Annotated in this window: 9 protein-coding genes and 1 other RNA gene; 2 read left to right on the forward strand and 8 right to left on the reverse strand. The window is 41.5% G+C overall.

Annotated elements, in window-relative coordinates; translation table 11 throughout:
• Positions 1-16: 16 nt before the first annotated feature.
• From H5163_RS05815 to H5163_RS05825, 3 genes are all read right to left on the reverse strand, one after another.
• Complete coding sequence (locus H5163_RS05815) at positions 17-1276, reverse strand: MFS transporter (protein WP_182734651.1); 1260 nt, start codon at positions 1274-1276, stop codon at positions 17-19.
• 184 nt (positions 1277-1460) lie between these two features.
• On the reverse strand, positions 1461-2969 hold the full coding sequence (locus tag H5163_RS05820) for a tryptophan halogenase family protein (protein ID WP_145241881.1): 1509 nt from the start codon (positions 2967-2969) through the stop codon (positions 1461-1463).
• A gap of 36 nt (positions 2970-3005) precedes the next feature.
• On the reverse strand, positions 3006-5639 hold the full coding sequence (locus H5163_RS05825; RefSeq protein ID WP_220494549.1) for a TonB-dependent receptor: 2634 nt from the start codon (positions 5637-5639) through the stop codon (positions 3006-3008).
• Between the two features lie 251 nt (positions 5640-5890).
• Between H5163_RS05825 and H5163_RS05830 the strand changes: the two genes are divergently transcribed.
• Positions 5891-6760, forward strand: a complete 870-nt coding sequence (locus H5163_RS05830; RefSeq protein WP_149983220.1) for an AraC family transcriptional regulator — start codon at positions 5891-5893, stop codon at positions 6758-6760.
• A gap of 41 nt (positions 6761-6801) precedes the next feature.
• On the opposite strand, the gene H5163_RS05835 is transcribed toward H5163_RS05830, so the two are convergent.
• The 5 genes from H5163_RS05835 to H5163_RS05855 all read right to left on the reverse strand — a co-directional run bounded on the left by H5163_RS05835 (position 6802) and on the right by H5163_RS05855 (position 12318).
• Positions 6802-7929 carry a polysaccharide deacetylase family protein gene (locus H5163_RS05835; protein WP_259398232.1) on the reverse strand — a complete coding sequence of 376 codons (1128 nt, stop codon included), beginning with the start codon at positions 7927-7929 and terminating at the stop codon, positions 6802-6804.
• Between the two features lie 105 nt (positions 7930-8034).
• Positions 8035-9201: an FAD-dependent monooxygenase gene (locus H5163_RS05840; RefSeq protein WP_182734653.1), complete on the reverse strand. Its 1167-nt coding sequence runs from the start codon at positions 9199-9201 to the stop codon at positions 8035-8037.
• Positions 9198-10382 carry a 2-octaprenyl-6-methoxyphenyl hydroxylase gene (ubiH, locus tag H5163_RS05845; RefSeq protein ID WP_182734655.1) on the reverse strand — a complete coding sequence of 395 codons (1185 nt, stop codon included), beginning with the start codon at positions 10380-10382 and terminating at the stop codon, positions 9198-9200. The genes H5163_RS05840 and ubiH overlap by 4 nt, the downstream gene beginning before the upstream one ends.
• 9 nt (positions 10383-10391) lie before the next feature.
• Complete coding sequence (pepP, locus tag H5163_RS05850) at positions 10392-11723, reverse strand: Xaa-Pro aminopeptidase (protein WP_145241892.1); 1332 nt, start codon at positions 11721-11723, stop codon at positions 10392-10394.
• Positions 11724-11754: 31 nt separating this feature from the next.
• Positions 11755-12318, reverse strand: a complete 564-nt coding sequence (locus tag H5163_RS05855; protein ID WP_145241895.1) for a UPF0149 family protein — start codon at positions 12316-12318, stop codon at positions 11755-11757.
• A gap of 194 nt (positions 12319-12512) precedes the next feature.
• Between H5163_RS05855 and ssrS the strand changes: the two genes are divergently transcribed.
• Positions 12513-12696, forward strand: a non-coding RNA gene (gene ssrS / locus H5163_RS05860) — 6S RNA.
• The last annotated feature ends 12 nt before the right edge of the window (positions 12697-12708 follow it).

Raw genomic sequence — 12708 nt, forward strand, 5'->3', positions numbered from 1 at the left:
ACAACCTCTTTTGTCATTAGTTACTTTCAGCAAGCTTTGCTGTCTGTGGATTACTTTTAAGCGTGTGATTAGCAACCAGTGGGTTAGCCCAAATACCGACACTAAAAATATAACCAAGCGGCATTAACAGCAGTAATAGTGATATTTGTAAGCTACCTGTAAGCTCACTCACCGCACCAATAATAGGCGAGGCAAATGCACCGCCGACAATCCCTGTGCATAAAATACCAGATACAGTGCCATGCCCTTTTGCAACTGAGTTTAATGCCAACGAAAATATCACCGACCACATAATTGATAAGAAAAACCCAACCGCAGGAAACGCCCATAATGCCAGCTCAGTATGTGCAAATAATGCGGTAAATAGACTGACCACCGCACCAACACTAAAAGTAAGTAACACATGTTTAGCATCAAAGAGTTTTAACAACACGATGCCCAATAAGCAGCCTAATGTCAGTGATAGCCAAAACTGACTCACTATCTGTGCTCCGCCTGTATTTGGGTCAAGTTGGTGATAGGTTTGTAAAAATACTGAAATTGAATTAGCCACTCCTTGCTCAAGCGCCACATAAGCCACGATGGCAAAAAAGAACTTGATCACGGTGGGGTCTTTAAATAATTGTAAGCTTTGTTTGATACTGCCTTGTTGCGGATTTTCTGCTTGGGTGTTGTGTTTTATCGGTAAAAAGCTAATAACCACCAACATCACTGTGCATAACAGTGCAAATAATAAGTACATACTTAGCCAAGTCATATCGGCGGGTACTAATTGCAATAACCAGTTTTGGCTCTGTGCTTGTGAATCTGCTTTAACAAGCGCGCTATATACCAGCGGTGATAAGGTCGCTGCACCACCAAACATTAACTGGGCTGCGACCGAAAAAACCGCAAAATGTTTAGAGCCACCACTGGCTCTAAGTAACGGATTAATTGCCACTTGCAATAGAGCCATGGCGGTCCCGATCAAAAATAATGCTGACATTGCAACAGCAAAAATCGGCAAGCTAACAAATAACACACTGCCAAATAATGCCAGTGAGAATGCTATAAGCATGACCTTTTTTTCACCTAAGCTTTGCACCAACAACCCTGCAGGGATCGACATAACTCCATACGCGATAAAAAATGCAAATGGGAAAAAACCAGCAAGGGTTAAGCCTATATTATAGCTTTGGATCAGAGCCGGAAATATCGGCGCTAATAAGTTCGTTATAAATGAAATAACAAAAAAGGTAACTAGTACTAGTAGCACTATCAAATAATTTCTTTTCATAATTGTTCTACCTGAAAGTCTCATTCTAAAAATAAATAGAGTGGTGATAGCCATCTGTTCGTGGGCATACAAACAAAATGATTCAAGGGAATAATTAATCACCACTCTTAATTAGCTAAGTCTGCCATCATAAAATGAGTTATGCGGCACTACTCTACGGCTTGTTGATACTTTTCAACTCACTTTATGCAGTCTTCATTGCACGTAGTTGCTCTGCATGTGGTTTACAGTGCTTATTACACAGTTCATGCAAATACATTTTTGCGCCATTACAAATTGCAGCGCAAGCGGGTTCAAATGACTGCTGGCACCGCGAGCTTTGGTAGTCCATGCCACCAAGTAAGCAATACCAACTAGGTCTAAAATAAACTTGCTGTTGGGTAAGCTTTGACAAATACGCATCAAAATCATCGCCATTAAGCCATGCTTTTAGTAAAGACTTTAAAGCACTAGAGCTGTGATTCAGTTGCTTGGCTGTAAGCCAGTATTCACTGTCGGTGCGTAAGCTAGTTGCATAATGCGCAACCACATAATCTTTAATGCCATACACTAATTGATGGAGTTGTTGATTGACGTGTTCTGCTACTTTTAATGACTGCTCGTTGTTTTTTAGCTTTGTTAAGGCTTGGCTAAATAACTTAATACTATGTTGAGTAACCATCAAAGATGTCGCTTCGATGGGCTCAATAAAGCTCTGCGCCAACCCTATAGCCATGACATTGCTTTGCCATGCAGACTGCATACAGCCGACTTTCATTTTTAAATGCCGAAACGCGCTATTTTGTGGATTTATGTTTAATTGCAGGGCAAGCTCATACTGGGCTTGCTCATCAGTGATATGTTTTGAGCTATATACATAGCCATTACCGATACGGCTAGTGAGCGGAATTTGCCAACACCAACCGGCACTTAACGCCGTAGATTGAGTGGCACATGGCATCACAGCATCGCTAGAAATTGGCGTCGCCACGGCTACAGCACGGTCGTTAAGTAGTTCATCAGCAAATGAATTAAAAGGTGTACCCAGTGTTTGCTCAATTAACAGTGCATTAAAACCACTGGCATCGATAAACATGTCGCCGTTAATTTGTCGTCCATCAACCAGCGTAATATCAGCTATATTGCCATTGTTGTTTATATGCGCGTGGCTAAACTCACCATCAATGTGTTCAACCCCATTCTCTTGTGCATAGGCTTTTAGCACACCCGCTAATTTTATGGCATCAAAATGATAACCATAAGTTTGCTCTTTGAGCATAGGTGTATGCACTTTTGGACTTAAATTTTGTTTTGCGATATGGCCTGTTAAAAAATACTCATCTGGGGCTTGCCAATCGCCATTACCGCGCCTTCGGGCATTAGCGTTTACAAAATAAACTTCGGCAGTTTTTTCATCCATGTCGCTATAAAATGGATGGAAATAACAACGTTCATCGCCATTCCAATTATTAAAGTAAATGCCTGCTTTGTAGCTTGCATCGCACTTGGGCATCCATTGTTGTTCACTAATACCGAGTGAATCCATAAAGTTTTTTAAGTGTGGTGTTGAACCTTCACCAACGCCAATACTGCCAATTTTACTCGATTCAATAACACTAATAGCTAATTCAGGATGCTGCTTTGATAAATACGCAGCGCACATCCAACCCGCACTACCACCGCCTAAAATTACTAATTTATTTATGATAGCCATAACTAAAAAAGGCCGCCAAGTGGCGGCCTATCTCCATTAGAATTTATAACTTACACCAAGGTAATAACGTGAACCAAACTCGATAGTATTTTGCGTTAAAGCAAAGTTAGTATCGTACGATTGCACCACTTCGTTGGTTAAGTTAACGCCTTCAAGGCTAACATCTAAGTTTTCCATGGCATGCCAGATGATTGACGCATCAATTTGTTGATAGTTATCGTTTTTAACTGCTTGGGCTGCACCAACACCAATCCATTCACTGCGCCAGTTATATGCTAAACGAGTGCTGATAATATCGTTCTCAAAGAACACTGATGCATTAAAACTGTTTTCAGAAACACCTGGTACCATTTCTTTTGAGCCATCTGGCGTGGTTGTTTCACTGTCTACGTACGTATAGTTAGTCACCACCCCAAAACCGTTAGCAAAGCTATGCTGTAGTTGCAGTTCAATACCATTTACAGAGCCTTCGCCGTTACTACGAGGACGAGTAACACGGCATTGCTCATATAGATCTGGACTGGCGCCACAGCCATCTACAAATTCAACCGCTTCAGTCGAAAAAACAACGTTATCAATTTGTTTGCTGAAAAATCCTGCTGATGCCATAGAAGCGCTTGTAAAGTAATACTCTATAGCAATATCGCCCTGGTTAGCTTCATAGGGTTTTAGATCAGGATTTCCCCCTGTGGCGCTACCAAAATTGGCATTAATTGCTAAGCCGGGTTTTAAATCACTGTAGTTTGCGCGAGACATAACTTGTGATGCTGCCGCGCGAATAATAATGTCATCCGATAAATCATAAGCAAAGTTTACGCTAGGGAGTAAGTTATTATAATCGACCGTCTCTTTGAAAACCGCGCCGTCGGCGTAGCCGCTCGATGTTTGCTCAGTCTCAACGTAACGTAAACCAATATTACCTCGGTAGTTTTCGCCACTAAAATCAGCCTTCGCGTAAATGGCGATCATATCTTCATCCACTGAAAAAGTATTACCTAAGTTAGCGACTTCGGTCAGTTCGCCAGCTGCATATTTACCGCTAATGAAATCCCACCATTTGTCTGTATCAAGTGAGGCATATGCATCAAGCGTATGACCGGAGCTTTGTGAATGCAGCCCAGTTAATACGCCATCACTCCAATTTGATAAATTACCATCGGGAACAAAACCAAGTACTTCGTCTGGATTACGGTTAAATGCAATGCGCGAAAATTCGCTACTATTAAATTTAATGCCGGTCTTGATTGCAGTAAAGAAATTACCATCTAACTCAAATTTAACATCAGCTTGAGCATAACTCACATCATGCTCTTGCACTGTGGTATCAAAATTTGCTTCTTGGGCATGTTTAAATTGCGTTGCATCGGTAGCATCTAGCGAAGTTAGCCAAACTTGATAAGGACCAGTAGCATCATAAGTAAAACCACCATCAGTGCTGTTTTGTCCATTAGGAAATGCAGGATCACCTATTTTACCTCCTTCATCTGAGGCTGGGATCCACCATGAAGATGCGCCAAATTGCGTGCCGCCATCTGATGTTGATTTTCCAATTACACCACTGAGTTCAAAGCCATCACCTTGAAACTTACCAGTTAGGTTTAGTACATCAGCTTTCATATTAACGGCATTACGCACTACTGGATTATAAATAATAGAAGCATATGCAGGTAATATAGTTGCTTGCTCGGTACCGCCTAATGCATTGTTGGTTACATTAGTAGAACCCGCACCACGGGCGCCAACCGTCAGAAAGTTATGGTTTACATGCGGGTTATCAAATTCAAAACGAAAATAATCAAGCACAAACTCCATATTATCGGTTGGTGCAAACTGCGCGGTTAATTGCGCGCTGGTCCGCTCACGCTCAGACTTAAATGCTTGCGAACCTAAACTCCATGCACCGACTGTCGATTCTTGTCCTGTTGCTTGGTTTTCTGCAAAGTACTCATAGTAGCCGCCAATAGACTCAAGTACATGGCGCCCTGAAGTTAATTGTTCATAAGAGTACGCAGCTAAAATACCAAATTTTTCATCTTCATTTTTCCAACTAGCAAGAATTGATGCACCAGGATCAGTCTCATCATACAATGAACTTTGTGCCAACTCTGCAGAGAGCAGTAACGTATTTGCATCTAACTCCAGAGGTTTACGAGTCGTTAAGTTAACGGTTCCTCCCAGTGCTCCTTCTTCGATATCTGCTTCCGGTGTTTTATACACTTGCACACCCGACACTTGCTCTGCTGATAACAATTCCATATTAAAAGTACGTGTCGCTGGGCCTAAATCGTACCATGAGGTGCTTGCTACTGTTTGACCATTGAGTAATATTCTTGATTGCTCTGGTGCAGTACCACGAATAGTTACGCCATTTACCTCACCATATTGGCGGTCAACCGTCACTCCTGAAATACGTTGTAGTGCATCACCAATGTTTTTATCCGGAAATTTACCAATATCTTCTGCGGTAATGGCATCTACCACTCCATCTGCAAAACGCTTAGTGTTCATTGACGCTTCTAAAGAGCGACGAATGCCACGCACTTCAATGGTTTCTATATCACTGTCAGCTTGAGTTTGAGCTGCAGCTAATGCCATTGGACTGACGTATAGTGCTGAGATACATATCGCCAATGTCGATAGTTTAAGCGATGCTTTGTTGATGTTTTTCATTCCTAGTCCCCTATTTATTGTTATTGAAAGCGTTACTAGGGTATCGCGCCGCATTCGTGTTAAGCAGTACAATTGACACTTTATCCGGTACTTTCCTATCAAAGGAATGTTAATTTTGATGGCAAAATGTTCAATGTCCTGTTAGCAAAGAATCGCGTGCAATAGATTAATACTAAAAGTGAATTGAAAAGTATTACTTAGACTGCTAAAAATTGTTCAATATAGGGACTAAAATAAATAAGGAGGTCGTCATGCGGGCAATGTGTGAAAAAGTGATTCCTAATACCAATTCATCGTGGCGCTATTGTAAATATACGCTTGATTACATTCCATTTAATTGGCATTACCATCCAGACTTTGAGATTTGCCTTACTTTAAACAGTCAAGGGGTATGCCATATTGGCGATTACATTGCTCCTTATGGCGAACTTGATCTAGTGATCCTTGGTGCTGATTTGCCCCATACTTGGCAATCGTCACCGAATATAGATAACAGTGTACAAGTTGTTCACGTTGCACAAATTCCAAAAAAATGGCTTAGTCAGCAAATTACTAGTCACCCTGAATTTGCCATACTTGAAGAGTTATTAATCGCTGCGCGACAAGGCCTTAAATTCTCGACTAAAACAGCGATGATAGCGAAATCATATTTTGAAAAAATCGAGGTCAGTAACCCTTTTGAGCAATATTTAGGTTTATTTAAATTACTGTATTTAATGAGCCAAGAAGCAGTCCCTCAGCAGCTTTCTAGCGCGAGTTTTTGCTACACTAATGAAACTGATCCCGCAAAAGATAAATTTGATAAAGTGATTGATTATATTTATCGCCATTACACCGAGGGCTTAAGCGCAGAACAATTAGCTAACATGGCGCATATGAGCACTAACCACTTTCACCGCTTTTTTAAAAAGCGTATGGAACGCACTTTAACAGAATTTATTAACCAGTTAAGAATTGGTCAAGCTTGTAAGCTATTGATCAATACTAACCGCGCTATTACGGCTATCAGCGATCAATGTGGGTTTAAAAATACCTCTAACTTTAATCGCCGCTTTTTAACACTAAAAGGGACAACACCAAGCCAATTTAGAAAGCGCTTAAAACAAAAATCATTAGTGTGAAAGAGTAAAAAGGTAGGGCTACCTACCTTTTATAAATACCGTTATTTTTCAAGTAACCACAATGCAGGCGTGTTGGAAGGCTGCCAATTACTTTGGGAATAATGTGCTTGTAACACAGAATAAATTTTATCTTGATAACTTACAAAATTAGTAGCTTCGTATTGCCTATTTTGTTGCCATTGAGGCGCATAATTATCAAGTGTATCAAATCGATAACCTTCTGCTCTTGCGTGCTCAACAAAGCTTTTAATTTTGGGCAAGTTAATCGTCGCACCTAGCCCGCGCGGACCATCTTCAAACAAAAAGTCATGGGTGAGTATCACTACTTTATTCGCTGCTAATCCATCGCTGCAATCTAAGTTTTGCGTGCGGCTATTGACAGGATCCATTGTTTTGCCAGGGCAAGTATTGACGATTTGATTAATGCTTTCGACCATTTGAATACCATCTGCCATTGTTTCTGCAGGGTAATCAACGCCCCAGTTCACTGGGCCCCAATCAAAATCCCAACCATAAACCTTATAGTCTTCGCTTGCTAATTTATCAGATATTTTTACTGCGACTTGTGAGCTATTGGTAGAAACCTGTGGATCACAAGAAAAAGCTGGATCCCAAGGTGGTAAATTATCAGATGTTGCGCATAAACCATCACCTTTAAAAGTTTTCGTAACACGCCACGCATTGGTATACGGCAAGCGTGCCATTGTTCTCATTTTAAAGTTTGGGAAGCTTTCTGCATTAGGTAATAACGCCAAGACCTTTTGAGTATTAAGCTCAAAGTAATCATAATCGATACTTACATCTTGGTAGGATTTAACTGGCCATAAACCAACTTCGTTACAATAAACAGCACCAGAGCGCTCTCCATCCGTGCAATTATGCAACATATGGTCATAACTATGGTTAGCTAAAAGGTGACCGCTATTTAAAAGCTTAGCTAATGCTAATTGTGAGTGTTGTTCATTTTCATCGCCTTCACCATACATGTGAAAAGCATTGATAAAAAATGTCGCTTTTATTTGTGCCTCATCTAAAGCATCAATTAGCCCTGAGGTGGCATTAATCGGGCCATCATCAAACGTTAAATAGATAACCTTGTCGTCATCTGCAAAGCTGTAAGTTGAGCATAAACTTGCACACAATAGCGTTACTGCCGTTTTATTTTTCATTTTGTTCTCCATTAATTAACACCTAATTAATATTGCATGCTATTTAGCCATCGACTGATACGAAGCAATGCAATTTAGGTATTAATCAAACAAAATGAATCTCTGCTACTTCCCTATCGCTTGCTTGGCAAACAGGTGCTTAATTGGGCCTAAGTTATCAACCAAGCTTAAACCCACACCACGTACCAGTTTTTTAAGTGGGTTAGCGCCTGCAAATAATTCTTTTAAGCCTTGCATCATGGCAATATGCTTTTGTGCATCAAGCTTGCGGGTACGCTCGTAATCACGCAATAGTCGATTACTGGCAAACTCTTTATTGTCAGCAGTTAACAGCTCAATAAGGTAAGCGGCATCTTTAAGGCCTAAGTTCATACCAAGTCCTGCTAACGGATGAATGGTATGTGCGGCATCGCCCATTAATACCACTTTACCTGTCACCCATTGCTGCGCGTAACGCATTTTCAAAGGGAACGCTGTGCGCGCACTTTGTACCTCACATAAACCGCATTGGCCATCAAGGGCTGCCATAACTGCTTTATTAAAATCGCTATCATCCATGGCTAGTAACGTTTGGCAATGCGCAGGACTGGTTGACCATACAATTGAGTGCGTATTGGCATCTGGCAGCGGTAAAAACGCCAGTGGTCCAGTAGGTAAAAATACTTGGCGCGCAGTATTATTATGTGGCTCAGTGGTTCTTACCGTCGCAACGATGGCGTTATGATCATAATATTTAAACGTAATGGGCAAATTAAACTGTTTCCGAATCGCTGAATTTGCGCCATCGGCTGCCACTAATAACTTGGCTATAACTGGCTCACCAGAGTCTAAGGTTATAAAGACGTCATTGTCACTTTGGTGTATTTGTTGATAGCGTGTATCAAACATAAGTGTTGCTTGGCTGTGTTGTTCTAATTCATTGATCAGTGCATAACGAATGATGTCGTTTTCAACAATATGACCTAAATGAGGAAGGTCCAGTTCATCGCTGTTAAAAGCAATTTTGCCAAAGCTATCTTGGTCGCGCACATCCATATGGGTATAGGCGCATGCTCTTTGAGCAATGATCTCAGGCCACACTTGCAAAGATTCAAACAAGTGTTGGCTGGCAAGGCTCAGTGCACTTACGCGTAAAGCGTATTCATCGCCCGGCAATACTTGTTTTGCTGCAGCATCAATTACTACTACACTGATATTGGCTTTAACAAGCCCCAGCGCGAGAGTTAAGCCAACACAGCCGCCCCCCACAACACATACTTGTGTCTGTTTCATAGTCGTTTACCTTGTTTAACCTGACCCATTAATTGCTTAGCTAAAGGTGTTTTTAAAGAAGCACACAAATCCATGGAGAATAGACCACAGCTGCGACCAAATGCGAGTATTCGTGATGAGTTTGAAAATAACCGCACTAAAGAATCTGTTAACGTCATTACAGTGGTTATATCTTGGTTACGTTGTTTGGCATATTCACGGGTAAATAGGTAACTGCCAATTGCCAATTCGCTATTTACTAATTCACATAGAAGTTGCACATCGCGCAGGCCTAAATTAAAGCCCTGCCCTGCAATAGGATGAATCGCATGCCCTGCATTGCCAATTAGTACCGTACGGTGAGCACTTAATGACTCTGCACGACCATACACCAGTGGATAGTTTGCACGCATGCCGACTTTAGTAAATTGCCCGCCACGATAACCAAATGCAGTTTGCAAAGCACTTACAAAAGCGCTGTCGTCAAGCTGCATATGCGCGTCAATATCGGCTTTATCCATACACCATACTAACGAGTAACGGTTATTACTCATCGGGAGTAATGCCATTGGTCCATGCTCAGTAAAGCGCTCAAAAGCATGGTTATGATGACCACCTGCCACTTCAATATTGGCAATGATCGCCCCTTGTGAATAAGGCTCAGGAGTAAAATTGATCTTTGCCAGCTGGCGAGTAGCCGATTGCGCACCGTCGGCAATCACCACTAATTGGCCATTAAGTTGAGCACCAGACTGCAAAGTAATACTTGCAAAGTCATGATGATAGGTAATATCTGCAACACTGTCAGGGCAATACATGACCACTTGGGTAGCTGCAAGTTGTTGATGTAAAGCACGACCAAACGGATTTACCTCAACAACATAACCTAGAGCTGACTGTGAAAACTGCGCACAATCGATCTGCGTTTTACCAAAGTGACCGCGATCCGACACGGTCACTTTTTTAATTGCCGCAGCAAATGAGGCATCAATATCAAAGGCATTAATGGTCTGTAAAAATTGCACCGATTGTTGTGCTAAGGCGATACTTCGGTCGTCAAAACTAGGATGGTGTTCAGTGCTTGGTTGATTTGCTTCAACCACCGCAATCGTTAATTGCGGCGCATGTTTCGCAAGACTCAGCGCACAACTGGCACCCGCTAAGCCACCACCGATAATAACAACATCAAACTGCTCTGCCACGTTATGCTCCTAGCGGTTAATTGCTTGCTTTTGCATTAACGCTTCAATCTCGCTGATACTTTTTGGCACACTCAAGGTAAGATTTTCGTGGCCTTGCTCGGTAACTAACAGGTTATCTTCAATACGAATACCAATGCCCTTATATTGCTCAGGTGCTTGCGCATCTAGGCTAACATACAAGCCAGGTTCAATAGTGAGTACCATACCAGCTTCAAATGGGCGTTCTTTTTCGTCTTTTTTATAGTCGCCTACATCATGCACATCAAGGCCAAGCCAATGACCAAGGCCGTGCATATAAAATGCTTTACATGCTTGGTTATCAAGTAACTCTTGTAACTCACCTTGCAAAATACCTAAATCAACTAAGCCTTGGGTGAGCACTGTCATCGCTAATTTATTAGCCTTTGATAAGCTACCACCGGGCTTTACTTCAGTAAACGCTGCTGCTTGCGCCGCTAGAACAATGTTATAAAGCTCAGCTTGAGGTTGACTAAATTGCCCATTAATAGGGAAAGTACGCGTAATATCTGCCGCGTAACCTTGCAGTTCAGCGCCAGAATCAATCAGCACTAAATCACCGTCGGTCAGCACATCACTGTTAGCAGTGTAATGCAATATATTGGCGTTATCGCCACCGCCGACAATGGTGCCATAGGCGGGATGACGCGCACCATGCATAGCGTAATGATGATGAAGCTCGGCTTCTAGCTGATATTCGGTAGCGCCTGGCTTTGCAAACTGCATAGCACGAATATGTCCTTGGGCACTTATTTCACACGCTTGGCGCATAATATTCACCTCAGCAGGTGATTTAAATAAACGCATTTCGTGCACTAAACCACGAATATCTTTAATCGTATGTGGCGCTTTATAACCTTTTTTAGGCGCGCCACGCAGCGTATTTAATAACGCCCACACTTTATCGTCAAACTGTGGATAAGTACCTTGTGCATAAAATAAAATCTGCTGGCCGTTCACCAAATTCAATAATTGTTCAGTTAGTTCACTCAGTGCACATGTTTGGTCGAATAAATAATCTTTTTTAGCTTTTTCAAAACCAATACGACGACCATGCCAAATTTCCGCCAGCTTATCTTTGTTCAAACAAAACAGCGTACTCGGTGTATCGCTGCTTGGGCAAAGCACTAACACTGCATCGGGTTCATTAAAGCCAGTTAGGTAGAAGAAGTCGCTATCTTGGCGAAACGCATATTCAGTATCACGGCTGCGGGTTACTTCACTTGCCGCTGGAATGATAGCCACACTGTTTGGTTCCATCATGGCAAGTAAACGATCTCTGCGTGCTTTAAACTCTGCTTTTTCTATTTTAACTGTTGGCATTATAAACCCTGTTTATACTGTTAATTTTAACTTAGTGAAGTGTTTTTTTAGTGCTTTTTGGCGCTTGCTCTTGACCAAGTTCAGCAAAACACAACAGCGCAGAAACTCGCACATATTCAATTACTTCGTGCAATGCTTGGCTGTCTTCTTCGGTTTCATCAAACATGGTATCTAAACGCGTAATTTCACTAAAATCACTGATCACTTCTTTTACATCAGCTGATAACTTGCCATAGTCTTTTTGCTTTAAGCCAAAACCAAGCATAAATCCAGCGACCCATGACACTAAACCATTCGCTTGATCTACTAAGGTTTCGTCATCACTTGGTAAAAATAAATCAAATTGAAACTCTTCGTTGTTAAAACTTTCTACAACTTGCTTATAAATAATTGCAAAAAATTCTTTCAGATCATGGCTAAATGCTTGGCCATCATTAAACACATCGCTTAATAAGCCTAAGTATTCTTTGGCTTCAATACTCAAGCCGCAGGCTAATAATCCACTGATCACGCCGTGTGCTTCTGAAGGAGTGACAAATATTTCGTTTTTTTCCAATAGTAATTGGGCTTGTTGGTAATCTGGTAATTCGTTCATGCTGAGATCTTCGCTTGGCTAATTAAGTCAATGCTACCACTCGATAAATAGCAACTCCAATGAAAAGTATGATTGAGGTCAAAAAGCAATCCAAAAAGTAAATAGCCAGTTACCAGTGCTGGAAAATTACCCGAACAGTATAATTATTTTGAATTTGGGGTGTAAGGATTGGCTTATGTCTTATATACTGAATTTGTTCCCTAGGGTGTTGGAGCTTGGTTAAGTCCCTGAGCCGATAAATTTTATGTTAGGGTTTCTGTTCGTCTGCTATTGTGCAAGCTCGGCATGTACCGAGAAGCCTACGGCAAACCGCAGATTCCCGCCCTGAGACCTTATGGTTTCAGGACTGACACCGAGTGCCGCATACTTGGGGAACACCTTTCTTACCTT

Source organism: Pseudoalteromonas sp. SG44-8, assembly GCF_014164125.1.
GTDB classification, from domain to species: Bacteria; Pseudomonadota; Gammaproteobacteria; order Enterobacterales; family Alteromonadaceae; genus Pseudoalteromonas; species Pseudoalteromonas rhizosphaerae.

Excerpts from the sequence above, each read along its gene's own strand:
- H5163_RS05815 (WP_182734651.1), bottom strand. The coding sequence starts at position 1,276 with ATGAAAAGAAATTATTTGATAGTGCTACTAGTACTAGTTACCTTTTTT.
- H5163_RS05820 (WP_145241881.1), bottom strand. The coding sequence starts at position 2,969 with ATGGCTATCATAAATAAATTAGTAATTTTAGGCGGTGGTAGTGCGGGT.
- H5163_RS05825 (WP_220494549.1), bottom strand. The coding sequence starts at position 5,639 with ATGAAAAACATCAACAAAGCATCGCTTAAACTATCGACATTGGCGATA.
- H5163_RS05830 (WP_149983220.1), top strand. The coding sequence starts at position 5,891 with ATGCGGGCAATGTGTGAAAAAGTGATTCCTAATACCAATTCATCGTGG.
- H5163_RS05835 (WP_259398232.1), bottom strand. The coding sequence starts at position 7,929 with ATGAAAAATAAAACGGCAGTAACGCTATTGTGTGCAAGTTTATGCTCA.
- H5163_RS05840 (WP_182734653.1), bottom strand. The coding sequence starts at position 9,201 with ATGAAACAGACACAAGTATGTGTTGTGGGGGGCGGCTGTGTTGGCTTA.
- pepP (WP_145241892.1), bottom strand. The coding sequence starts at position 11,723 with ATGCCAACAGTTAAAATAGAAAAAGCAGAGTTTAAAGCACGCAGAGAT.
- H5163_RS05855 (WP_145241895.1), bottom strand. The coding sequence starts at position 12,318 with ATGAACGAATTACCAGATTACCAACAAGCCCAATTACTATTGGAAAAA.